This window comes from Amycolatopsis coloradensis, from assembly GCF_037997115.1.
GTDB classification, from domain to species: domain Bacteria; phylum Actinomycetota; class Actinomycetes; order Mycobacteriales; family Pseudonocardiaceae; genus Amycolatopsis; species Amycolatopsis coloradensis_A.
Genome location: NZ_CP150484.1, coordinates 920181 through 942683, shown reverse-complemented (window position 1 = coordinate 942683; position 22503 = coordinate 920181). Strand labels below are relative to the sequence as shown.

The 22503-nt window shown below is 69.4% G+C and carries 19 protein-coding genes and 1 riboswitch; of the genes, 11 read left to right on the top strand and 8 right to left on the bottom strand.

Translation table 11 applies throughout. The annotated features are described in order from the left end of the window. The first annotated feature begins 7 nt into the window (after nt 1-7). Nucleotides 8-2287 carry a protein translocase subunit SecD gene (secD, locus tag LCL61_RS04225; RefSeq protein WP_340685608.1) on the top strand — a complete coding sequence of 760 codons (2280 nt, stop codon included), beginning with the start codon at nt 8-10 and terminating at the stop codon, nt 2285-2287. 91 nt (nt 2288-2378) lie between these two features. Next, nucleotides 2379-3566 (top strand): cation:proton antiporter, encoded by a 1188-nt coding sequence (locus LCL61_RS04220; RefSeq protein WP_340685607.1) that lies wholly within the window; start codon nt 2379-2381, stop codon nt 3564-3566. A gap of 65 nt (nt 3567-3631) precedes the next feature. Here LCL61_RS04220 and LCL61_RS04215 read toward each other — a convergent pair whose 3' ends face one another. Further along, nucleotides 3632-3946 carry a hypothetical protein gene (locus LCL61_RS04215; RefSeq protein ID WP_340685606.1) on the bottom strand — a complete coding sequence of 105 codons (315 nt, stop codon included), beginning with the start codon at nt 3944-3946 and terminating at the stop codon, nt 3632-3634. An 83-nt stretch (nt 3947-4029) separates the two neighbouring features. Continuing rightward, nucleotides 4030-5340 carry a DUF5919 domain-containing protein gene (locus LCL61_RS04210; protein ID WP_340685605.1) on the bottom strand — a complete coding sequence of 437 codons (1311 nt, stop codon included), beginning with the start codon at nt 5338-5340 and terminating at the stop codon, nt 4030-4032. 160 nt (nt 5341-5500) lie between these two features. Here LCL61_RS04210 and LCL61_RS04205 point away from each other — a divergent pair, with 160 nt between their 5' ends. Together LCL61_RS04205 and LCL61_RS04200 are read left to right on the top strand one after the other, a co-directional pair. Further along, nucleotides 5501-6484 carry a LysR family transcriptional regulator gene (locus LCL61_RS04205; RefSeq protein ID WP_034316722.1) on the top strand — a complete coding sequence of 328 codons (984 nt, stop codon included), beginning with the start codon at nt 5501-5503 and terminating at the stop codon, nt 6482-6484. 132 nt (nt 6485-6616) lie between these two features. Beyond that, nucleotides 6617-7942: an alpha-lytic protease prodomain-containing protein gene (locus LCL61_RS04200; RefSeq protein WP_340685604.1), complete on the top strand. Its 1326-nt coding sequence runs from the start codon at nt 6617-6619 to the stop codon at nt 7940-7942. Nucleotides 7943-8043: 101 nt separating this feature from the next. On the opposite strand, the gene LCL61_RS04195 is transcribed toward LCL61_RS04200, so the two are convergent. Both LCL61_RS04195 and LCL61_RS04190 read right to left on the bottom strand, forming a co-directional pair. After that, a complete protein-coding gene (locus LCL61_RS04195; protein ID WP_063277207.1) occupies nt 8044-8358 on the bottom strand; it encodes a DMT family transporter in 315 nt (104 codons plus the stop codon). Between the two features lie 11 nt (nt 8359-8369). Next, nucleotides 8370-8438, bottom strand: a riboswitch (guanidine-III (ykkC-III) riboswitch). A 78-nt stretch (nt 8439-8516) separates the two neighbouring features. Further along, on the bottom strand, nt 8517-9728 hold the full coding sequence (locus LCL61_RS04190; protein WP_340685603.1) for an MFS transporter: 1212 nt from the start codon (nt 9726-9728) through the stop codon (nt 8517-8519). A gap of 83 nt (nt 9729-9811) precedes the next feature. On the opposite strand from LCL61_RS04190, the gene LCL61_RS04185 reads away from it, so the two are divergent. Beyond that, nucleotides 9812-10714: a LysR family transcriptional regulator gene (locus LCL61_RS04185; RefSeq protein WP_340685602.1), complete on the top strand. Its 903-nt coding sequence runs from the start codon at nt 9812-9814 to the stop codon at nt 10712-10714. 2 nt (nt 10715-10716) lie between these two features. On the opposite strand, the gene LCL61_RS04180 is transcribed toward LCL61_RS04185, so the two are convergent. After that, nucleotides 10717-11298, bottom strand: coding sequence for a TetR/AcrR family transcriptional regulator (locus LCL61_RS04180; RefSeq protein WP_340685601.1), 582 nt, complete (start codon nt 11296-11298; stop codon nt 10717-10719). Nucleotides 11299-11357: 59 nt separating this feature from the next. Between LCL61_RS04180 and LCL61_RS04175 the strand changes: the two genes are divergently transcribed. Then, entirely contained in the window at nt 11358-11903 is a 546-nt protein-coding gene (locus LCL61_RS04175) for an SRPBCC family protein (protein WP_340685600.1), read from the top strand. Here the strand turns inward: LCL61_RS04175 and mptB are convergent. Next, nucleotides 11807-13246 carry a polyprenol phosphomannose-dependent alpha 1,6 mannosyltransferase MptB gene (mptB, locus tag LCL61_RS04170; RefSeq protein WP_340685599.1) on the bottom strand — a complete coding sequence of 480 codons (1440 nt, stop codon included), beginning with the start codon at nt 13244-13246 and terminating at the stop codon, nt 11807-11809. The two genes, LCL61_RS04175 and mptB, sit on opposite strands and share 97 nt — an antisense overlap. A gap of 111 nt (nt 13247-13357) precedes the next feature. On the opposite strand from mptB, the gene LCL61_RS04165 reads away from it, so the two are divergent. The 4 genes from LCL61_RS04165 to LCL61_RS04150 all read left to right on the top strand — a co-directional run bounded on the left by LCL61_RS04165 (nt 13358) and on the right by LCL61_RS04150 (nt 17452). After that, nucleotides 13358-13993, top strand: coding sequence for a DUF4230 domain-containing protein (locus LCL61_RS04165; protein WP_340685598.1), 636 nt, complete (start codon nt 13358-13360; stop codon nt 13991-13993). A 59-nt stretch (nt 13994-14052) separates the two neighbouring features. Then, nucleotides 14053-16395, top strand: a complete 2343-nt coding sequence (locus LCL61_RS04160) for a nitrate reductase (RefSeq protein ID WP_340685597.1) — start codon at nt 14053-14055, stop codon at nt 16393-16395. 3 nt (nt 16396-16398) lie between these two features. Further along, a complete protein-coding gene (locus LCL61_RS04155; protein ID WP_340685596.1) occupies nt 16399-16857 on the top strand; it encodes a hypothetical protein in 459 nt (152 codons plus the stop codon). Nucleotides 16858-16942: 85 nt separating this feature from the next. Next, nucleotides 16943-17452 (top strand): SRPBCC family protein, encoded by a 510-nt coding sequence (locus tag LCL61_RS04150; RefSeq protein WP_340685595.1) that lies wholly within the window; start codon nt 16943-16945, stop codon nt 17450-17452. Nucleotides 17453-17891: 439 nt separating this feature from the next. Here LCL61_RS04150 and LCL61_RS04145 read toward each other — a convergent pair whose 3' ends face one another. Both LCL61_RS04145 and LCL61_RS04140 read right to left on the bottom strand, forming a co-directional pair. Next, a complete protein-coding gene (locus LCL61_RS04145) occupies nt 17892-19148 on the bottom strand; it encodes a cation:proton antiporter (RefSeq protein ID WP_340685594.1) in 1257 nt (418 codons plus the stop codon). Nucleotides 19149-19192: 44 nt separating this feature from the next. After that, on the bottom strand, nt 19193-20395 hold the full coding sequence (locus LCL61_RS04140) for a transcriptional regulator (protein WP_340685593.1): 1203 nt from the start codon (nt 20393-20395) through the stop codon (nt 19193-19195). 158 nt (nt 20396-20553) lie between these two features. Here LCL61_RS04140 and LCL61_RS04135 point away from each other — a divergent pair, with 158 nt between their 5' ends. Further along, entirely contained in the window at nt 20554-22371 is a 1818-nt protein-coding gene (locus tag LCL61_RS04135; RefSeq protein ID WP_340685592.1) for an NAD(P)/FAD-dependent oxidoreductase, read from the top strand. Nucleotides 22372-22503: the final 132 nt, after the last annotated feature.

Genomic DNA, 22503 nt, shown 5'->3' with positions numbered 1-22503 from the left:
AGACTTCGTGCCGCGCGAAACCGCGCGGCGAGGCATGACCGGGCGAGCCGTCGTCTCGCTGGTCGTCCTCGCCGCGACCGTGTACCTGTTGCTGACCACCGCCCCGCGCCTGGGGCTCGATCTGCGTGGTGGCACGCAGATCGTGCTGGAGACCAAGGATTCGCCCACCGTCACCGCCGACGCCCAGACCACCGACCGGACGCTCGAGGTGCTGCGCCGCCGGGTCGACGCACTGGGTGTCGCCGAGCCGATGCTGGCCCGCTCCGGCGACAACCGGATCATCGTCGAACTGCCCGGCGTGCGGGATCCGCGCGAGGCCGTCGAGGTGATCGGCCGCACCGCGCAACTGTCCTTCCATCCCGTGCTCGCCGCGGGCGCCGCCCCCGGCGACTCCCGCGTCCTCACCGACGAGAGCGGGCAGCCGATCACGCTGGGACCCGCCGCGCTGACCGGTGAAGGCGTCGACGAGGCGCTCTCGTCGATCGATTCGCAGGGCGGCGGCGGATGGCTCGTTTCGGTCGACTTCAAAGGGGACAGCGGCCGTGCCTGGGAGCGGCTGACCGGGCAGGCCGCCTGCTCGCCGCCGGGTGATCCCGCCCGCCGGGTGGCGATCGCGCTCGACGACAAGGTGATCTCGTCGCCCCAGGTGAGCCCGCAGGTCGCCTGCGGGGTCGGGATCGTCGGCGGGAGCACGCAGATCACCGGGCAGTTCTCACCCGCCGAAGCCAAGGATCTGGCGCTGCTGATCAACGCCGGTGCGCTGCCGACACCGGTCGAGATCATCGAGCAGCGGACCGTCGGGCCGACGCTCGGCGCGGCCGCCATCGACGCCAGTGCCCGTGCCGCCGTGATCGGCCTGGCGCTGACCGCGCTGTTCCTCCTCGCGGTGTATCGCCTGGCCGGGCTGATCGCCGTGGGCGCGCTGGTGGCGTACGCCGCCGTGTCCTACGCCGCGCTGCTCGCCGTCGGCGCGACACTGACCTTGCCGGGTCTCGCGGGGTTCGTCCTGGCGATCGGCATGGCCGTCGACGCGACCGTGCTCGTCTTCGAAAGGGCGAGAGAAGAACACTCCGTCAAACGGGGAGGTTCGCTGCCGCGGTCGGTCAGCCGCGGGTTCAGCGGGGCGCTGTCGGCGATCGTCGATTCGAATGTGACCACCCTGCTCGCCGCGGGGCTGCTGTTCTGGCTGGCGTCCGGCCCGGTACGCGGATTCGGGGTGACGCTGTCCATCGGTGTCGTCGTGGCGTTGTTCATCTCGCTCGTGCTCACGCGTTTGCTGCTGCATCTCACGATGCGGGGCGTGGTCGCGCGCAAATCACGGCTGTCCGGCCTCGCCCACGAGGGCCGGGTCCGGCGGTGGGTGAACCGCCTTGATCCCGGGTTCCTCGGGAAACCCCGGCGCTGGCTGGTGGTCGCGGGAGCGGTCGTCATCGCCGCGATCGCGGGACTGTTCGTGGCGGGACCGAACCTCGGCGTCGAGTTCACCGGTGGCAGGGTCATCGAATACAGCACCTCGGCGCCCGCCGACGTCGAGCGGGTCCGGGACGCGGTCTCCGACGCCGGATTCCCCCGCGCCATCGTGCAGACGTCCGGGGAGAAGGACATCTCCGTCCGCACCGAGCCGATCGACGAGGACGCCACCGAACGGATCCGGGCCGCCGTCGCCCGGGTCGCGGGCGACGCCACCGAGATCCGCGACGAGCAGATCGGCCCGAGCCTCGGCGCCGAACTGCGCACCAAGGCGGTGATCGCGCTCGGCCTCGCGGTGCTGGCGCAGCTGATCTACCTGGCGGTGCGGTTCGACTGGCGGCTCGGCGTGGCCACGGTGGCCGCGCTCGGGCAGGACGTCCTGATCATCCTCGGGATCTTCGCCTGGCTGGGCAAGTCCATGGACGGTGTCTTCCTCGCCGCCCTGCTGACGGTGATCGGCTACTCGGTCAACGACTCGGTGGTGGTCTTCGACCGGGTGCGGGAGGTACGGGGGCAACGCCGTAAGGAGCCGTTCTCACGGGTCGTCGGCACGGCGGTCCTGCAGACGCTGCCGCGGACGATCAACACCGGGATCGGGGTGCTGTTCGTCCTCGGGGCGCTGCTGTTCCTCGGGGACGGGTCGCTGGCCGACTTCGCCCTCGCGCTCCTGCTCGGTCTCGTCGCGGGCACAGTGTCCACAGTGGCCACTGCCGGTCCCGTCGCGATCCTGCTCGACAAGCGGTGGCCCGGGGCCGGACGTCCCGTCCGGAAGGCGTCGCCCGCACGACAGCGGGACGACAACGGCGCGGTGGTGTGATCGACGTTCCTTTGTGGACCGCCGCACGCGGCCCGGCCTCTAAGCTCGTTCCCGGTGGCAGGGGAGTCCACCGGGAACGAGGGGCGGGGAGATGATTCAGAGCGTGCTCGTCGGCGCGGTCGTCGTGCTGGCTTGGACGATGACGGCGGCCAGGCTGGAACGGTGGCAGATCACCGCGCCGATGGCGATGGTGGCGGCCGGGCTGGCGATCGGGTTCAGCACCCGCAACGATCTCGGCAACGGGCTCAACACCGAGATCGCGCTCAACGCGGCGGAACTGATCCTCGCGCTGCTGTTGTTCGTGGACGCCACCGCGGTCAAGGGCGGCTATCTCGGTCACGACGCCAAGACCGCGGTGCGGCTGCTGCTGATCGCGCTGCCGCTGACGATCCTGATCGTCCTGGGTGTCGGCCTGCTGGCGCTGCCGGGCCTCGGCTGGGCGGCGGTCCTGCTGATCGCCTGCATCATCGCCCCGACGGATTTCGCCCCGGCGACGTCCGTGGTGCACGACGTCCGGGTGCCCGAACGCGTGCGGCACCTGCTGAACGTCGAGAGCGGCTACAACGACGGCGTCGTCGCCCCGGTGTTCATCTTCGCGCTCACCCTCGCGGGGAGCCACCACCAGGCGAACACGCCGGGCGAGGCGCTGCAGACCGCGATCCCGGCGGCGTTGCTGGCCGTGCTGGCGGGCTCCGTCATCGGTGCGGTGGCCGCGGTGGCGATGAACGTGACGGCCAAGCACGGCTGGTCGACCCGGCATTCCGCGCGGGTCGCGGCCGTCGCCCTGCCGCTGCTGACCTACACCGCCGCCGTCGCGATCGGCGGCAACGGCTTCGTCGCGGCGTTCATCTGCGGGATCGCCTACAAGACCGCGCGGCACCCCGGCGAAGACGAAGTCGGGCTCGCCGAGGACGTCAGTTCGCTGTGCGGGCTGCTCATGTGGTTCGTCTTCGGCAGTACCGCGGTGCTGGTGCTGTCCTTCGGCCTCACTTGGGGCATCGTGCTCGTCAGTGTCGTCGCGCTGACCGTCGCGCGGCTGATCCCGGTGCTGCTCACCTTGCTGCGGACGGACTTCCGGTGGCGGGACCGGATGACCATCGGCCTGCTGGCCCCGCGCGGCGCGGCGTCGATCGTGTTCGGCCTGCTCGCTTTCAACTCACTCGACGGGGACGCGGCGGACGTCGCGTTGAGCGTCATGGCGGTGACCGTGCTGCTGAGCGTCGCCGCGCACGGTTTCGGGGCATCTGCGTTCCTGAACCGCAAGTCGAAGAGGACGTGACCGGCGAGGACGGTCAGGGTCAACGGCGCCTTCACGTACGGCAAAGGTGCCGCCGAGTGACCCGGTCAGCCGCTCATCGCCTTCCTGATGGCCGCCTCCAGCTCTTTCACGTGCTGGGAATTCATGCCGCCGTAGGTGAAGGTGTTCATGTCGACCTTGTCGGCGTACATGGGCACGTCTTCGACGATCGTCTTGGACGCCCCCTTCACGTCGAAGATGAGCATTCCCGGCTTGAACGCCGTCGGCGGGATGTTCTTGATACCGCTGATCTTCTCGACGGTGAACGTGTGCTTCTTGTCGTTGAGTCCTTTGACCGCTGCCTTGATCGTGATCGTCCGGCCGCTGAAGCTGATGGAACGGCGTCTGGCGTGGATGTGCACGAACCCTCCCCTGGGCGCGAAAGAAGGCACTCTAGGAGAGTGGAATCGAGAGAAGTGGCCGCCGTTTCCGAACCGTTATCGGCTCAGCTGCCTGCCGTCTCCACGTCGCCCACGGTCAGGTCGTACGGTGCGGCGCTGTTCCACAACGCCTCCGCCTCGCCGAGGAAGGTCCGGTACGCCGCGCCGTCCGCGGGCTGCAGCACGAACTTCGGCTCGCCCGCGGCCTGGTAGGTGTAGTACTCGGCGAACAGTGCCGAGCCGGTGACGATGACTCCCGTGGCGACGGGGTGCGCGACGAGCCGGACCGTGAGGTCGCCGCCGGTCGAGCGTTTCAGCTCGGCCAGCACCCGCAGCGTGTGACGGACACGCTCCCGCGCGCTTTCCGGAGACCGCACGGCGTAGTAGCGGGAGGCCGCGGTGCCGATCGCGGGCGAATGCGGGTCGATCAGCACGAACCGGATCTTGGCGCCGGCCCGCAACCGTTCTTCGAGTTTGCCGTAACTGTTGTTCACCAGGGTGTTGCGGGCCATCCCGGTGACCAGGAGCTCGCTCGTGCCGTCGATCGCCTCGGCGAGTGCGGGGCCGAAGTCCTCGCTGAACACCGGGCGGCGCGCCCGCGCGACCTGGTCCGCGGGGGACAGCGGCCAGGGCGTGCCGTCCCCCCACAGCCGTTCCGCCTCGTCGGCGAAGTGCCGGTACCAGGGCGCGTCCTTCGGTTCCACTGTGAACACCGGTGCGGCTTCACCGCTCGGCCGGTATTCGTAGTGCTGTACGCAGATCAGCCCCCGTTTGCCGGAGACGTCGAGACAGTTGAAACCCGCGGACGGGATCCGCGACGACACCCGGATCTCCACTCTGCCGCCGGTCCTGCTCTTCAAGGAGGTCAGCTCGTCCAGGGTCGCCAGGATCCGCTGCCGCAGCCGCCCCTGCCCGAGGCTCTGGGAGATCCGGCGATCGGCGATGGCTACGAGCTCTTCGTCGGTCGGATCCAGCACCAGTACGCGGATCCGTCCGCCCGATTCGAGGATCGAGCGGATGTCACCGCGCATACCCTGCACGGTCCTGGTCATCGAATGGCCGATCAGCAGGATGTCGAACGCCGCCGCACGCCGGGAGATGAGATCCGCGGGGAACTCCGGTTCGAAGAACGACGCCGGGCCGCCTCGGTTGGAGTTCCGGACCTGTTCGGTCAGCCTTCGCGAGCGGATCTGGGAGAAGGCGAGCAGTGCCAGCAGCGCCGTCACCACGGACGAAAGCGTTTTGACGTCCGAGATCCCGGTCGCGCCCAGGACGGTGAACACCAGTGCGACGGTGCCCAGTACGTACAGATCCAGGTTGTCGTCGGTGATCACGCGCGCCAGCGATCGCCGGATCCGTCCACGCTCGTCCGCCACTGAGCCCCCTCGTCGTCGGTTCCGTGGTGACAGTATCGGCCGGAACCCTGGCGTGTCCGGGATTCCTGACATCGATGGCATCGCCGAACCAAGCGATACGAAGCCATTTGGCTCAATCGTTTGTCTGGTCCAGTCCAGTTATGTCTACTAACGTAGAGGGATGGAGCTGGAACTGCGCCACCTGCGCATCATGTGCGCGATCGCCGAACTCGGGAGTATCACCAAGGCGGCGAACACGCTCGGAATGGCGCAGCCTGCACTGACAGCACAACTGAAGCGCATCGAACGGACCCTCGGCGGGAAGCTCTTCCTGCGCGACCACACGGGCACCCGGCCGACCGCGCTCGGCCTCCTCGTCCTCGACAGGGCGAAGATGGTGCTCCCCGCCGTGTCGTCGCTGCACGACGAGGCGGCGCGGCTCGCCCAGCACGCCGGCACCGGGGAGCCGGTGACCCTGCGGCTCGGCTCGGCGACGGGGCCGATGCTGGGGGCGCTCCTGCAGCGCCTCGGCACCACCCATCCCGACATCCATGTCGCCACGCATACATCGTGGTCGGCCAACAAACTCGCGGACATGACCGCCGAGGGCGCGCTGGACTTCGCCTTCGTCGGCGTCTGCGGTGACGCCGCGCCACCGCCGGAGCCCGGTCTCCGCTGGCGGACTCTCGCGCATCATCCGGTGTTCGTGCTGATGTCGGCGCGGGACGAGCGCGCGCAGCGGCCCGAGGTCGAACTCGGCGCGCTCGCGAACGAACGGTGGTGCGCGACGCCGGGCGACGGATGCTTCGGCGACTGCTTCGCCTCCGCGTGCGCGAGATCGGGGTTCACGCCGCGTTCGTTGTACGAAACCGATGTGCTGACCTGTATCGAGATGGTCGAATCGGGGCACGCGGTTGTGCTGTGCCAGCCGCTGTTCCACGAGATCCCGGGCATCGTCGCGGTCCCGATCGCGGGGAATCCGCTGAGCTGGCGGAATCTCGTCGGCTGGTCGGAGCGGGGGGAGATGGGTCCTTTCGCCGCGGAGATGATCGCCCTGTCCCGCGCGGTGTACGGCGAACTGATCGACCGGCGGCCGACCTACTCGAAGTACCTGGAGTTGAACCCGGGGTACGGCGTGGACTACACGGACGCGGGGATGCGCTGACCTGCGCGGAAGCGCTCAATAGGTCCAGTCCACTGAGTGGATATGACCTAAATGGTATGTACCATTCGTAGCAGGTGCCTCGTACGGTCTGGACGAGATCTTCTTCCGGAACGCGGTGAGGAAACGCCTGAAATGAACCGAAAGATCGTAGCGGCCGCCGCGGCGGCCCTGACCGGCGCGGGCCTGGTCACGGCCATCGCGCTGACGCCGAGCGCCAGCGCCGGCCAGAACGGGCCTGCGGCCGACCAGGTCCAGTCGGAGATCGTCGCCGCCTTGGCGCGCGACCTGAAGATCAGCCCGGATCAGGCAAGGACCCGCCTCGCCGGCGAGCAGAAGGCCGCCCGCGCCGACAGCGACCTCAAGTCCCGGCTCGGCACGTCCTACGCCGGATCCTGGCTGGACGCGGCCGGGACCACGCTGACCGTCGCGGTCACCGACGCGGCGCTGGAAGGTGTCGTCCGTGCTGCCGGCGCGACACCGAAGACGGTCGCGCGGAGTGCCGCACAGCTCGACGCGGCGAAGTCGTCGTTGGACGCCAAGGGAACCAGCGCTCCGAAGACCGTGCCCGGCTGGTACGTCGACGCCACCACGAACTCGATCGTGGTGCTGGCCAACGCCGGTGGCGAGTCGGCCGCGAAATCGTGGGCGACCGCGGCCGGCGTGGGTGCCGACGCGGTGCGGGTCGAGACCAGTACCGAAAGCCCGGTTCCGCTGATCGACGTCATCGGCGGCAACGCCTACACCTTCGGCTCGGGCCGGTGCTCGATCGGCTTCTCGGTCGAGGGCGGCTTCGTGACCGCGGGACACTGCGGCACCACGGGGACGCGGACCTCGAACCCGAGCGGGAGCGTCGCGGGCTCCAGCTTCCCCGGAAACGATTACGGGTGGGTCCGCGTGGACGCGGGCAACACCCCGCGTCCGCTGGTGAACCGCTACCCGGGCACCGTGCCGGTGGCGGGTTCGCAGGAGGCCGCGATCGGCGCGTCGGTCTGCCGTTCCGGTTCCACGACGGGCTGGCACTGCGGCACTATCCAGCAGAAGAACGCCTCGGTGAACTACCCCCAGGGCACCGTTTCCGGCCTCACCCGGACCAACGCCTGCGCCGAGCCGGGCGACTCCGGGGGTTCGTGGCTCGCCGGCGACCAGGCACAGGGGGTCACCTCCGGCGGCTCCGGCAACTGCAGCTCGGGCGGCACCTTCTACTTCCAGCCGATCTCGGAGATCCTGAGCGTCTACAACCTGCGCCTGGTGACCTCGGGTTCGAACCCGCCCTCCAGCACGACGCCGACCACCACGACGTCGAACAACCCGCCCGGCGGAACCTGGGCGGCGGGCACCACCTACGCCATCGGCGCGACGGTGACCTACGACGGTGCCACGTATCGGGCCCTGCAGGGCCACACCGCTCAGGCAGGTTGGGAGCCGCCGAACGTCCCAGCGCTTTGGGCGCGCGCCTGACCGCCTAGCCGTCCGGGCCACACGCAGGGGTGCGCCCGGACCGACCGCCCCCGACGTCGTCCGTGCGTCGGGGGCGGTCCCTCTTTGCGCTCACGACCGGGTCAGTGCAGGACTTTCAGGCCCACGACGCAGGCCACGATCCCCACGATCAGCAGGATCCGGGCCACTGAAACGGTTTCCGCGCCCGACCACATGCCGTACGCGACGGTGAGCGATGCCCCGATCCCGACCCAGACCGCGTAGGCGGTGCCGACGGGGAGATCCTTCATCGCGTACGCGAGACCCACCATGCTGGCGACCAGCGTCACGCCGAAGATCACCGACGGTACCGGCCGCGACAACCCTTCGGATTTGCCGAGGGCGGTGGCCCACACGGCTTCCAGCACACCCGAAACGATCAGGACAAGCCACGACATGACGCGCTCCCAGAGTGCCGTCTTGTCGCTGGCCGGGTACGGCACCCACTCGTCCGGGGACCTCGATCACGAGGTTCCGCGACCAGAATGGCACACCGCCGCGCGGAGCGCCCGCGGGTTTGACGAGGGTCACCACCCGGACGCGCCACTGTGGACGGTCAGGTCAGCACCTTGGGCGCCGCCCAGGCGAGCAAACCCAGCTCCAGCAACGAGAATCCGATCAGCGCCCATGCACTCGGCAGCCAGACCAGCGCGATTCCGACGAGAAGGACGGGCAGGACCAGCCCGGCGTAGGCGGCCAGGAACAGGGCCGCGAGAACCTCGCCGCGCACCGGTGGCTCGGCGAGGGCGGCGACGGTGGCCACCGACGCGCGGAAGCCCAGCCCGACGCCGGCGCCCGCCACGATCCCGCCCGCGAGGAAGAGCCACAGCTGGGACGAGGTGACCGCGACCGGCAACGCCACCAGACCGGCCACCATCAGCCCGAGGCCGAGCCGTAGCTGGGTCTTCCTGGCCAGTCCGGCGAAGACCACCTGCGCGCCGGCGGCCGCGAGGAATACGGAGAACGACGCGAGACCAGCGAGCATCCGCGAACTCTCGTGCATGCCCTGCGCCAGCAACGTCGGCGTCAGTGCCATGAACAACCCGGTGATCGCGAAGGCTGCGAAGGCGCCGATCGCCGCGCCGAAGAAGGCAGGTCGCGCGCTCGACGGCAGTGAGACGCGCTGCGGCCGGTACGCAGGTCGCTCTTCGGCGCGCTCCACCGTCTCCGGCACCAGCGCGACGGCGATGGCGGCGGCGAGCAGCAGAATCAGGAAGAACACGAACGGCGTGGTGAGCGGCTCGGCCGAATAGCTCGCGAACACGCCGCCGAACAACGGCCCGAGCGCCAGCCCGCCCATGTTGACCACGGTCGCGATCAGCCCAGCGCGGCCGTGGTCCTCGCGCGGGCGGGCGACAGCGCGCAGTTCGGACAGGTGCGCGGTGGCGGTCGCGGTCAGCGCGCCGATCCCCGCCCCGCCGACGAGCCTGGCCAGGATGAGGCCGGGAACGTCCGGCCACGCCAGGAAAAGCGTCGCGGAAAGCGCCTGGGTCAAGGTCGCGGCGAGGATCACCCGCCGCCGTCCCAGCCAGTCGCTGACATGGCCGGCGAGGTAGAGGCTGCCCATCACGCCGACCGCGTAGGCGGCGAAGACGATGGTGACGACGTAGGTCGGGAAGCCGTCACGTTGCTGGTAGAGCACGTAGAGCGGGGTGGGAACGGTGGAGAAGGCGAGTGAGGCGGCATAGGCGGCCGCGATGACCCAGAAACCGCGGCCGTGGCTGATCCGCCGGAGCGCGGGACGGGGGAGGGCGACGCTGTTCAGCATGCCTCCACTGTGAATCGCCGGATCATCCAAGTCCAACGAACAATACTGGTCACAGTTATCGGTGAATGCGATAATCCGCGACCGTGGAGACCCGTCAGCTCGAATGTTTCGTCGCCGTCGCCGAGGAACTCAGTTTCACGCGCGCGGCCCGGCGTCTGTACGCGGTGCAGTCCACCGTCTCGGCGACGATTCAGGCGCTCGAAAGCGAACTGGGCGTCAAGCTGTTCGACCGTTCGACGCGGCGGGTCGCGCTCTCTCCGGCGGGCAAGGTGTTCCTTCCCGAGGCCAAGGCCGCGCTGGAGGCGGTCGAAAGGGCACGCGAGGTGGTCGCCGACGCCTCCGCCGGCCTGCGCGGCAGCCTCCGTATCGGCACTTTGACCAGCGTCGGGGACCTCGACCTGCCCGATCTGCTCGGCGCGTTCCATCGGCGGTACCCGCTGGTCGACCTGCACGTTTCGGTGTCGATCACCGGCTCCACCGGGCTGGCCGAGGACCTGCGCCATGGCAGGCTCGACATCGCCCTGCTCGGCCTGCCCGAATCCGACCTCGCCGGGCTCGACACCAAAATGCTCGGCTCGGCGCCGTTCGTCGTCGTGCTTCCCGACGCTCACCCGTTGTGCGACCGGCGGTCGCTGACCTTGGCGGACCTCGCGGACGAGTCGTTCGTGGACAATCCGCGCGGCTTCGGCAACCGGGTCGCCCTGGATCGCGCGTTCGAGGCGCTCGGGACGCCGAGACGGGTCGTCGTCGAGGTCGCCGACCTGCGCGCCGTGCCCGCCTATGTGGCGGCGGGGCTCGGTGTCGCCGTCGTTCCCGATCTTCGCCTGCTGGCAGGGGTCCGGACGATCCCGCTCGACGAACCGGGGCTCGCCTGGCCGCTGACCATCGCCACCAGGGGAGAGCGGCCGCCCGGCCGGGCCGCCCGGCTGTTGCTCGACCTGATCGACGAAGAGGAGTTCTCCCTCGTGCTTCCGGCCCGGCCCTGAGTTCAGGCCGTCAGCAACGTGCGGGTCGTCCTGGCGACCAGGTCGACGGTGCGCGGCGGTGGCGCCTCGCCGCGGTCGAGGTGCCGCCTCACCGCCGCGTAGGGAAGGTCGACGAGGGCCAGCATCAGTTCGTCGGTGCTCCGGCCGGTCAACGGGCGCAGCCGCCGCAGGACCCTGGTGATCGCCGCATCGAGGCGGCGGTTGGCGTCGTCGACGCGAGCGCGATCTCCGGCGCTCCAGTCGTCGACGCCGAGCGCTCTGTCGCCACCGTAGAGCAGCTTCCCCTCGGCGGGATGGGCTCGGCACCAGCGGACGACCTGTGCGGCCGCCTCGATGGCGGCTTCGGTGACCGGTTCCCGTTCGAGTGCTTCGAGGTAGCCCTGCTGGAAGCGGGTCACCGTGCGGAGCCAGACGGCGGCGAGCAGGGCCGGTCGTCCGGGGAAGCGGTGGTAGATCGACCCGCTCGGCGCGCCGACCTCGCGGGCGACGGCCGACATGGTCACCCCGGCGACCCCTTCGGTGGCGAAGATCCGCACGGCGGCGTCGAGGAAGTCGTCGGCGGTGTGCCGCGGTGGCCGTCCCATTTTCAGAGACTATCCTCTATTATGGTTTTAGGGGAAGGTCTCTAGAACTGGGAGGCACGATGCGCGTGTGGAACAGGCATCACCGGATCGTCGACGTGGCACAGGAGCGTGCCGGTGCGCTGATCGACACTCTGTCCACGGACGGAGACAGGCTCTGGCCCGTCGACACGTGGCCGCCGTTGCGGTTCGACCGGCCACTCGGGGTGGGGGCCGGCGGCGGGCACGGACCGGTGCGGTACCACGTGGAGTCCTACGATCCCGGAAGGTCCGTGCGGTTCAGGTTCAGCGCTCCCCGCGGCTTCGACGGGTTCCACGAATTCACCCTGCGCGCGACGGAAGGCGGGGAGACCGAACTCGCGCATCTCATGGTGCTGCGGCTTCGGCACCCGGCCTGGTTCACCTATCCGCTGCTGTGGCGGCCGATGCACGACGCGCTGCTGGAAGACTGCCTCGACCGTGCCGAGCGTGAACTCACCGGCACGGTCGCGAAGCCCGCGCGATGGAGCCTTTACGTCCGGCTCTTGCGGAGCCTGATCTCCGGCAAGAGGCCCTTTCGCTCGAGCAAGAACAAAGTGCCGCCGACGAGCACGATGGCGATCAGGTAGCCCAGCGCCAAGGAGACGGCACCGCCGTTCGCGGGCGGGAGCAGAACACCGAACACCGCGCTGACGACGACGAGGAGCCGGCGCCCGCGGTCGGTCGTGAGGCTCACGGCCAGCAGGGCGACCGTCCACAAGAGATACCAGGGCTGGACGACCGGCCCGAGGACCAGCATCGCGGCGAAGGTCAGCCCCGCGCCGTAGAGGGGGTGCAGCTTCTCGCGGTAGGTGAGCCACAACAGCCTGGCGCCCACGGCGAGTCCGATGATCGCGCCGATCAGGGAGAACACCTTGATCGCGCCGTCGGTCAGGTCGGCCCCGAAGATCTTGCCCAGCCCGCCGACGAGGAAGCCGAGTTCGTTGGTGGGGGCCATCCAGCTGTGGACCTGGCCGGAAACCCCGGACAGCACGCGCACCCAGCCGAAGCCGAGCCCGCTGCCGAGCGAGATCGCCGCGGTGACGGCGGCGAAACCGGCGGGCAGCCCGAGCGCGACCGCGACCCGGCCGGCGGGTGTCGCCCGGCGGAACAGGCCGACGCCGACGAACAGCAGCCCGGCGACGGCCACGATCTTGATGTTCGCGGCGGCGCTCACCGCGATCACTCCGGCCGCGATCAGCGCGGGCCTGGCCACGCCGGTCTTCGCCGCGCCCATGAGGACGAGTTCCAGCCCGGCGACCATCAGCCCGACCATGAGCCCGTCGTTGTGCACGCCCGCCACGACGTGCCACAGCACGAGCGGGTTGAGCAGGGCCAGCCACAGCGCGATCGACGGCGAGACCCCGACGCGGCGGGCGAGCCGGGGGAGCGCCCACGCCATCAGCACGATTCCGATCAGCCCGAGCAGCCGGTGCAGCAGCACCGTCGGCACGAAGGCGTCCCCGGCGACGTGGGCGATCGTGCGGGCCAGCGCGACGAACGCGGGACCGTAGGGTGCGGGCGTGTCCCGCCAGTAGTGGCTGACCGCCATCGTCACCGGCGAATCGGCGCCGAGCGCCTCGGCGGGCCCCACGAGATAGGTGTCGAATCCCTTGGCCGCGATCAGACCCTGTGCCAGATAGCTGTTGATGTCGCCGCTGAACAGCGGGCGCGCGACCAGCAGCGGCGCGCACCACGAGACCGCGATCCAGTACAGCCGCCGCTCGGGCAGTCCTGCGGCGAGCCGTCCGATGCCGAGCCAGGAGAGCACGAGGGTGGCCATCCCGGCGACGCCCAGCGCCACCACCAGCACCGAGGGGAGGCCGATCCCGGACGTGACCAGCACCAGCACGGCGATTCCGAGGAAACCCGCCCAGTGCAACGCCGAGATGTTCAGCCCGGTCTTATCCGGCGCGGGCAAGACGTTCTGCATGCGGCCAAACTACTCCAAGTGCGGAATCCGGTTCCGCCGATCGCACGGTAAACCGGCATGGACGCTTCGGGGCCGCGTCCGCCGGGTACTCCACGCCGTGGAGAGGCGGTGGTGAGCGTGAAGAAGCGCTGGGTGCGTCTCGGGGCGTTCGCGCTGGTCGGGCTCCTGATCCTCGCGGTGGCACTGCGGATCACCGGGCTGCTGCCGAAGCTCGATCCGTTCGGGACGTCCACTGTGGACCGTTCGCAGCCCGCGGTGCTCCAGGCGGTCCGGGATCTGAGCCGGTATCACGCGGCGGCCGGTGACTACCAGGTCGTCGTCGACATCGAGAAGGACGTCGAGTGGGTGCCCGCGAGCATCGCCGGGGAACGTACCCTGTTCGTCGCGGCGGGCTCTGTCGACGCGTACGTCGATTTCGGCCCGCTGGTGGAGAATTCGCTGACCGTGTCCGAGGAGCGGCGGTCGGTCGAGGTGCGGCTGCCCGAGCCGAAGCTCGCGAAACCCACCTTGGACCACGAACGCAGCTACGTCTTCGGTCAGGAGCGCGGCTTGATCGACCGGCTCGGCGCCCTGGTTTCCGCGCAGGACCAGCGGCCGTTCTACCTCGCCGCGGAGAAACGCATCGGTGAGGCCGCGCAGCACTCCGGTCTGCTCGAACGCGCCAAAGCCAACACGAAGGTGATGCTCACGCAGCTACTGCGGGCGCTGGGCTTCCAGGTCACCTTCGCGGCGGAACCGGCCACCTGACCCCGTTTGCCCGCTTTGTCCGGTGTTTCGGCTGGTGAGCGAGGTGGTACGGCTTCCACATGAACGCAAACCCGGTGCCGGAGCGGATCGCGGAAGTCTGGGGAGAACGGACGCCGTACCGGCGTGGGGACACTTGGCCCCGCAGAACGGACTCGCATCTGGAAGCAGGTGTCGGGGAATCCGATGTGGACCGATGGGTCCAGTCGGCCTGCGTGTTGTGCAGCAACGGATGCGCGTGCGACATAGCGGTGAAGGACGGCCGGATGGTCGGTGTCCGCGGCCGCGAGACCGACCTCGTCAACCACGGCAGGATGGGTCCCAAGGGCCTCTACGGATCGTGGCAGTGGAACGGGAAGGACCGGCTGACGCGGCCGTTGATCCGTCGCGACGGTGAACTTGTGGAAGCCGGTTGGGATACCGCGATGGGCCTGATCGTGCGGCGCTCCACGGAACTGCTGGACGAGGCCGGGCCGTTGTCGCACGGGTTCTACACCAGCGGCCAGCTGTTCCTGGAGGAGTACTACACGCTCGGCGTCATCGGCAAAGCCGGCCTCGGCACACCGCATATGGACGGCAACACCCGGCTGTGCACGGCGACCTCCGCCGCCTCGATGAAGGAGAGTTTCGGTTCCGACGGCCAGCCCGGGACGTACGCCGACATCGACCACTGCGACGCGCTCTTCCTGTTCGGCCACAACATGGCCGAGACGCAGACGGTGTTGTGGAGCCGTGTCCTCGACCGGCTGGCCGGGCCGGAGCCACCCGTGGTCGTCGTGGTCGATCCGAGGCGGACGAAGGTCGCCGAGGCGGCGGTGGAATCCGGTGGTCTCCACCTCGCCCCGCTGCCCGGCACCAACCAGGCACTGATGAACGGCCTGGTCCGCGAGCTGATCGTGAACGAACGGGTCGACGAGGACTACGTTTCCGCGCACACCCTCGGTTTCCCCGAACTCGAAAAGACCGTCGAGCCGTACACCCCCGGTCACGTCGGCGAGATCTGCGGGATCGACCCGGACGCGCTGGTGCGGGCCGCGGAGATCTTCGGCACGGCCGAGCGGGTGCTGTCGACCGTGCTGCAGGGTTTCTATCAGTCGCATCAGGCGACGGCGGCGGCCTGCCAGGTCAACAACCTGCATCTGCTGCGGGGGATGATCGGCAGGCCGGGCGGCGGAGTGCTGCAGATGAACGGCCAGCCCACCGCGCAGAACACGCGCGAATGCGGCGCCGACGGCGACCTTCCCGGGTTCCGCAACTGGGAGAATCCCGGGCACGTCCGGCAGCTGGCCGAGCTGTGGAACATCGATCCGATGACCATCCCGCACTGGTCGCCGCCGACGCACGCCATGCAGATCTGGCGGTACGCGGAGCAGGGTTCGATCCGGTTCCTCTGGATCTCGGCCACCAATCCGGCCGTCTCCATGCCGGAATTGCCGCGTATCCGGGAGATCCTCGGCAAGAAGGACCTGTTCGTCGTGGTGCAGGACGGTTTCCGGACCGAGACGGCCGAGTTCGCCGACGTCGTGCTCCCCGCCGCGCTCTGGGGCGAGAAACAGGGGACCTTCACCAACGCCAACCGGACGGTGCATCTTTCGGAGAAGGCGGTCGACCCGCCCGGGGAGGCCCGCGCCGATCTGGACATCTTCCTCGACTACGCGCGGCGGATGGACTTCCGCGATCGTGACGGCGACCCGCTGATCGGCTGGCGGACCCCCGAGGAGGCCTTCCGCGCCTGGCAGGAGTGCAGCCGGGGCCGGTTGTGCGACTACAGCGGGCTGTCGTACGGCAAACTTCGCGGCGGCAGCGGGATCCAATGGCCTTGCGACCAAGAGCGCCCGGACGGGACCGAACGGCTCTACGCGGACGGCGTGTTCACCACGAAGACGGACGCGTGCGAGGACTACGGCCACGACCTGCTCACCGGCGGCACGGTATCGGCTCGGGAACACAAGGCCTTGCGTCCGGACGGGCGCGCTTTCCTCAAAGCCGCCGAATACACGCCTCCGCCGGAGGAACCCGGCCAGCGGTATCCGTTCGTCTGCACGACCGGGCGCACGGTGTACCACTTCCACACCCGCACCAAGACCGGACGCGCCCCGAAACTCCGGCGGGCCGCACCGGAGCCCTGGGCGGAACTCGCCGCGGCCGACGCCGCCGAACTCGGGGTCACGGACGGGGATCTCGTCCGGGTCGAGTCGGCGAGGGGCGGTGTCGAGGTGCCGGCGCGGATCGGCCGGGTCCGTCCCGGCGTCGTGTTCCTGCCGTTCCACTACGGCTATTGGGACACCGGCGGTGAAGATCGTCCGCGCGCCGCCAACGAGCTGACCATGACCGAATGGGATCCGGTGTCCAAACAGCCGTTGTTCAAGATCGGTGCCGTCCGCGTCCGCAAGGTGGAGGGCTGACTCATGCATCTCGCCACCTATCTCGGGCTTCTGCACAGCTCGCTGACCACGCTCGCCGACGCCTTCCGGCAGGTCGGCCGAGGCCACGGTGAGGAACCCGACGTCCGGCAGACGTGCCTGCTGCTCGCCGGGCGGATCGACCGGCAGACCGAGGCGCTCGCCCCGATCGTCGAGCGCTACGGCGAAGACCGCGAGCAGGAGCCCGAGCGGCTCCACGCCGCGGGCCTGGAAGGCACCCGCGGCGGCGGCGTCGGCCTGCTCCGGGACCTGCAAGACCTCTACGCCCTGTCTTCGTTCACCGACATCACCTGGACGGTGGTCGGTCAGGCGGCGCAGGGTCTCCGAGACCGGGAGCTGCTCGATCTGGTCGAGAATCACGAACAGGAGACCGCGCGGCAACTGACCTGGCTGCGTACGCGGATGAAGCAAAGCGCACCCCAGGCACTCATCGCCGCACGCTGATTCCGCGTCCGTGCGGTGCTCACCCCGCCGGTCTTGACCGGGCGGGCTCGTGCTGGTGGGCTGGCGAAGTCGACTGGGAGGCGCGATGGTGACGAAGCCGAGGGACAGCCTGACCTACAGCGAACCGATCGCGACCGGGGCGGTCACGATCGACACCGCCCCCGAGCAGGTGTACCGGCTCGTCAGCGATCCGGTCGCGATGTCGGAGTGCACCGAAGAGCTCCGCAAGGCACGCTGGATCCGCGGCGCGACCGAGGCGCGCGTCGGGAACTGGTTCGCCGGGAGCAACCGCAACGGATGGCGGCGCTGGGTGACGCACGCCGAGATCACCGAGGCCGAACCCGGCCGCCGGTTCGCCTACCGGGTGCGGACCCCGTTCTTCGTGCCGATTTCCCGGTGGGAGTACGAAATCGTCCCGGAAGGCGACGGCACCCGGCTCGCCGTGGCGAACTGGTTGCTCGTGCCGCCGTGGTTCGTCCCGATCGCCATCCTCATCACCGGCGAGCCCGATCGGGCCGGGACCAACCGGGCCAACATCGCCGCCACGCTGGAGCGGGTGAAGGCCCGGCTCGAGGGCCGTGAGTGGCACCGCTAGCGGGTCGCGGGTGGCGATTCGGGTTTATTGCGGTAAGGCAAACGTGGCGTGCCGGAGTTGGCGGCAGGAGCGGGGCTCGCCGACGGGACACCTTCCTGACTGTCCATAAGGGACGTTTTCCGCGGTGGCAGTGCCCGAGTTGAGCGATTTGTGCGGTTTGGTGAGGGGGTCGTGAGTGGCAAAGAGGGTTAGAACCCTACTTGCCACTCACGACCCCCCTCATCAAAACGGGCATATGACCTTGAAGCAGACATTTCGCCGCTGGAAAGCGTCCTTTGTGGACACTGAAGAGCGCAGCTGTCTGCCGCCTCTCTGCCTTAACCCAGTGAAGGGGGCCCTGCACCGCAGAGGCTCGGGCACGCCACATTTGACTTACCCCTGTAGAACCCGAATCGCCACTCACGACCACGGTGACCCAGTCGGTACCGGTGCGCCGGCCTCACCCGTTCTCGAAGTTCTGCATCCCCCGGTGCTCCAGTTTGCGCATCACCGGGCCGGACAGTAGCCCGTGCACTAGCACCGAAACCGCGATCGTCAGCGCAGTGACCCGCCACAGCGAGTCGGCCATCGGGAAGTCGCCGTGCCCCAGTGCGTAGGCGAGGTAGTAGAGACTGCCGATCCCGCGGATACCGAAGAACGCGATCGCCACCGCAGCCGGGCGGGTGGTGGCGTCGCCGCCGAGCAGGGCCAGTCCGCCGAACAACGGGCGGACGATGCCCACGGCCGCGACCGCCACCAGGACTTCGACGAGTTTCAGCCCGTCCAGTAGCCCGTCGCCCAGTGCGACGCCGAGACCGAGCAAGGCCAGCGCCACGAAGAGCCGTTCCAGCTGATCGCCGAATTCGTGCAGCACTCCGTGGTACTCGTGCGAGCGCTCGCTGGCGCGGATCGTCGCGGCCGCGGTGAACACCGCGACGAAGCCGATGCCGCCCAGCCATTCGCAGAGCGCGAAGGGGAGGAACGCGATGGCCAGCACTACCAGCCCGTCGGAGTATTCGCCCAGGCGCAGCCTGTCGTGCCGCACCCGGAACATCAGCCAGGACAACAGCCGGCCACAGGCGAAGCCGACCAGCACCGCGACCGCGAGCGGAATCACGACCTCGGTCAGCAGCCAGGGCACGGGGGACGTACTCGCCGTTCCGGCCAGCACGAGGGCCAGCAGCACGAACGGCATCGCCAGTCCGTCGTTCAGCCCGGCTTCCGAGGTCAGGGTGAACCTGATTTCGTTGTCCGAGCCCCGGCCGTCGTCGGTATGCGGGGCGGGCACCTGGACGTCGCTCGCCAGCACCGGGTCGGTCGGCGACAGCACGGCGCCCAGCAGCAGCGCGGCGGCGGGGGACAGGGCGAGCGCCCACCAGCCGAGCAGGGCGACCGCGCAGACCGACAGTGGAAGCGTGATCGCCAGCAGCCGCCAGGTCGAGTTCCACGACCGCCAGCCGAACGGCCGGTCGGATTTCAACCCCGCGCCGACCAGTGACACCAGCACGCCGAGCTCGGTGATCACTTCGACCGCGCCCACCTGCGACCGCGGGTCGAGCACCCCCTGACCATAGGGGTGTCCGAACGGGAGCAGCCCGAAAACGAGCCCGCCGACCAGGAGGACCAACGGCATCGAAAGCGCGCGTTCGTGCAACAGGTTCGGCAGCACGGCGGCACACAGCGCCAGAACGCCTGCCCCGGCGAGCAAGATCTCCATTCGCGTGGAGTACCCGGCCTGCTCCTCCGGCAACCGGGCGGGGTTCAGCCGCCCACTTTAAGTCCTTTGTGGACTGTCAGGGTGACACCCGCGGCCAGCCGGTACGGCCGGGTGTCCACAATGGCGCCGAGCAGCCGTCGCAGCCGGGAGACCTCGGCGCGGACGGTGACGAGGTGTTCGGCGTCGCCGTAGAGCGCCCGGCTGAGCGCCTCGGCCGAAAGCCCGGACAGGCCCGCCGTGTTGAGGTGTACCAGGATCTCCGCGTGCCGGGGCGTCACCGTGCGGACCCAGCCGACGTCGCCCGACGCCATCCGCAGCATCGGCGCGTGGCCGAGTTCGAGGTCCAGCCGGACGCGGCGCGCGGTGTCGGCAGGGCGGACGAGCCAGCCTTCGGCCAGCCGTTCGGGCAGGCAGGCGCCGAGTCCCGGCACGGCGAGGATCTGTCCTTCCGCCGGCGCGGCGATCCGCGCGCCGGAGGCGACGCCGGCGGAGTGGGCCACCCAGCCGTCGTCGTCCACCAGCAGTACCGGGCCGCCGACGCCGGTCACCACCGGTTCGGCGGTCCGGCGCAACCGGTCGAGACCCTGCTGATGGTGCCGCCAGAGTTCGGATTCGACCAGGCGCCGCCCGGTCTCCACCAACGCGCCGATCGCCGGGTGCAGCGTCAGCGCGGGACCGCTGACGTCGATCACGCCGAGGAGTTCGCCGGTGCGCGGATCGTGCACCGGCGAGGCGGTGCAATACCAGGGATGCTGGCCCTGTTCGAAGTGTTCACCGGCGAGCAGTTCCACGGGCGCGGCCTCGGCGAGCGCGGTGCCGATCGCGTTGGTGCCGACCCTGCTCTCGGTCCAGACGGCACCTTCGGTGAAGCCCAAGGTGTCGGCCCGGCGCCGTACGGCGGGCGATCCCACCCGCCAGAGGATGATCCCCTCGGCGTCTGTCACCACCAGAAGCATGTTCGCGGTGTCGGCCGTCGCGCCGACCACCTGTCCGAGGTCTTCCACCACCAGCCGCAGCGGGGAGGCGCGGCGACGGCGGCCGACCTCGTCGAGCGGCACCGAATCCCGGGTGTTCACCCCGTCGGCGGCGAGCCCGAGGCTCAGCATCCGTGACCACGACCGCGACACCAGCGGCCGCGGCCGGACCCGTGGACGGCCGCCGCCGATCACGGCTTCGTGCATGCGGATCAGGTCCCGGGCGTGCATCGGCAGGTCGACGCCGGGCGGGACCGAGCTGTACAAGCTCACAGGCCACCTCCGCACCATCGCGTCGATTGACCAGCATAGGACCGCCTGCCGAGGCGCGCCAAGGAGCCGGAGGTGCAACACGCTGCAACCTTTGCCGCCGTACCCGCCCGAGGCGTGTGATCGGGGTAACAGCCGAACGCCGAAGTTCAGGAGTGACCATGACACAGACGGTGGACCGGATCGAGGCGACGGGCTCGCCGCAGGCTCGGGTGGACGCCTGGCTGAGCCGGTTCGAATCGGCCCTCGCCGCCCGCGACGTCGAAGCCGTCGCCGCGCTTTTCGCCGTCGACAGTTACTGGCGTGACCTGGTCGCCTTCACCTGGACGATCAAGACGGTCGAAGGCCGTGACGAGGTGGCCGGAATGCTCGGCGCGTGCCTCGACCGGATCGACCCGTCCGGGTTCCGTACGACCGAGACGCCGACCGAAGCCGACGGCGTGACCGAAGCGTGGCTCGAATTCGAAACCGCGACCGGACGCGGGAAGGGGCACTTGAGGCTGAAGGACGAAGGCGCCTGGACGCTGCTGACGAGTTTGCGCGAGCTCAAAGGTTTCGAGGAACGTCGCAACGAGCAGCGGCCGAAGGGTGTCGAGCACGGCGTCGTACGCGGCCGGAAGTCCTGGGCCGAGAAGCGCGAGGAGGAACAGACCCGGCTCGGCTACGAGCAGCAGCCGTACGTCGTCGTCATCGGCGGCGGACAGGGCGGGATCGCGCTCGGCGCCAGGCTGCGGCAGCTCGACGTGCCCACGCTGGTCCTGGAGCGCAACGAACGGCCGGGCGATTCATGGCGCAAGCGGTACAAGAACCTCTGCCTGCACGACCCGGTCTGGTACGACCACCTGCCGTACCTGCCGTTCCCGGACAACTGGCCGGTGTTCGCGCCCAAGGACAAGATCGCCGACTGGCTCGAGATGTACACGCGGCTCATGGAAGTGCCGTACTGGACCGGCACCGAGGTCACCTCGGCGTCCTGGGACGAGGAACAGCGGCAGTGGCTCGTGACCGTGGTCCGCGAGGGCGAGGAACTGGTGCTCACGCCACGGCACGTCGTGTTCGCGACCGGGATGTCGGGCAAGCCGAATCTCCCGTCGTTCCCCGGGATGGACGTGTTCGAGGGCGATCAGCATCATTCGTCCCAGCACCCCGGCCCGGATTCCTACGCGGGCAAGCAGGCCGTCGTGGTCGGCTCCAACAACTCCGCGCACGACATCTGCGCGGCACTGTGGGAACACGGCGCGGACGTCACCATGGTGCAGCGGTCCTCCACGCATGTGGTGAAGTCGGATTCGTTGATGGAGCTGGGACTCGGCGATCTGTACTCGGAACGCGCGGTGCGGTCGGGGATCACCACCGACAAGGCGGACATGATCTTCGCGTCGATCCCGTACCGGATCATGCCGCAGTTCCAGATCCCGGTGTACGACGCGATCCGTGAGCGGGACAAGGACTTCTACGCGCGGCTGGAAGCGGCCGGGTTCCAGCACGACTGGGGCGACGACGGATCCGGCCTGTTCCTGAAGTACCTGCGCCGCGGCTCCGGCTACTACATCGACGTCGGAGCGTCGGAACTGGTCGCCGACGGGAAGATCAAACTGGCCCACGGACAGGTCGACCATCTGACGCGGGACGCGGTGGTGCTGTCCGACGGCACGGAACTGAAGGCGGACCTCGTCGTCTACGCCACCGGCTACGGCTCGATGAACGGCTGGGTCGCCGACCTCGTCGGGCAGGAGACCGCGGACCTCGTCGGCAAGTGCTGGGGCCTGGGCTCCGGGACCACGAAGGACCCCGGGCCGTGGGAGGGGGAACAGCGCAACATGTGGAAGCCCACGCGGAAGGAAGGCCTGTGGTTCCACGGCGGGAATCTGCACCAGTCGCGCCATTACTCGCTTTACCTCGCGCTGCAACTGAAAGCGCGTTACGAGGGCATCCCGACACCGGTGTACGGCCTCCAGGAGGTGCACCACAAGGCGTGAGGAGCATCGAAGCTTCGGTAACCGGGATCCCGGGCGGTCTCCCGGTACCGGAGGGCACCGCCTCCGGACCCCGGGCGGTCGACGACGTCGGGCATCGTCCCCGGACCTGGGCGGTTCCCGGCGTCGTATCCG

Bases quoted from the DNA above. Each gene is read 5' to 3' on its own strand.
- LCL61_RS04220 (WP_340685607.1), top strand. From the start codon at position 2,379: ATGATTCAGAGCGTGCTCGTCGGCGCGGTCGTCGTGCTGGCTTGGACG.
- LCL61_RS04205 (WP_034316722.1), top strand. From the start codon at position 5,501: ATGGAGCTGGAACTGCGCCACCTGCGCATCATGTGCGCGATCGCCGAA.
- LCL61_RS04200 (WP_340685604.1), top strand. From the start codon at position 6,617: ATGAACCGAAAGATCGTAGCGGCCGCCGCGGCGGCCCTGACCGGCGCG.
- LCL61_RS04195 (WP_063277207.1), bottom strand. From the start codon at position 8,358: ATGTCGTGGCTTGTCCTGATCGTTTCGGGTGTGCTGGAAGCCGTGTGG.
- LCL61_RS04190 (WP_340685603.1), bottom strand. From the start codon at position 9,728: ATGCTGAACAGCGTCGCCCTCCCCCGTCCCGCGCTCCGGCGGATCAGC.
- LCL61_RS04180 (WP_340685601.1), bottom strand. From the start codon at position 11,298: ATGGGACGGCCACCGCGGCACACCGCCGACGACTTCCTCGACGCCGCC.
- LCL61_RS04175 (WP_340685600.1), top strand. From the start codon at position 11,358: ATGCGCGTGTGGAACAGGCATCACCGGATCGTCGACGTGGCACAGGAG.
- mptB (WP_340685599.1), bottom strand. From the start codon at position 13,246: ATGCAGAACGTCTTGCCCGCGCCGGATAAGACCGGGCTGAACATCTCG.
- LCL61_RS04160 (WP_340685597.1), top strand. From the start codon at position 14,053: ATGAACGCAAACCCGGTGCCGGAGCGGATCGCGGAAGTCTGGGGAGAA.
- LCL61_RS04155 (WP_340685596.1), top strand. From the start codon at position 16,399: ATGCATCTCGCCACCTATCTCGGGCTTCTGCACAGCTCGCTGACCACG.
- LCL61_RS04150 (WP_340685595.1), top strand. From the start codon at position 16,943: ATGGTGACGAAGCCGAGGGACAGCCTGACCTACAGCGAACCGATCGCG.
- LCL61_RS04145 (WP_340685594.1), bottom strand. From the start codon at position 19,148: ATGGAGATCTTGCTCGCCGGGGCAGGCGTTCTGGCGCTGTGTGCCGCC.
- LCL61_RS04135 (WP_340685592.1), top strand. From the start codon at position 20,554: ATGACACAGACGGTGGACCGGATCGAGGCGACGGGCTCGCCGCAGGCT.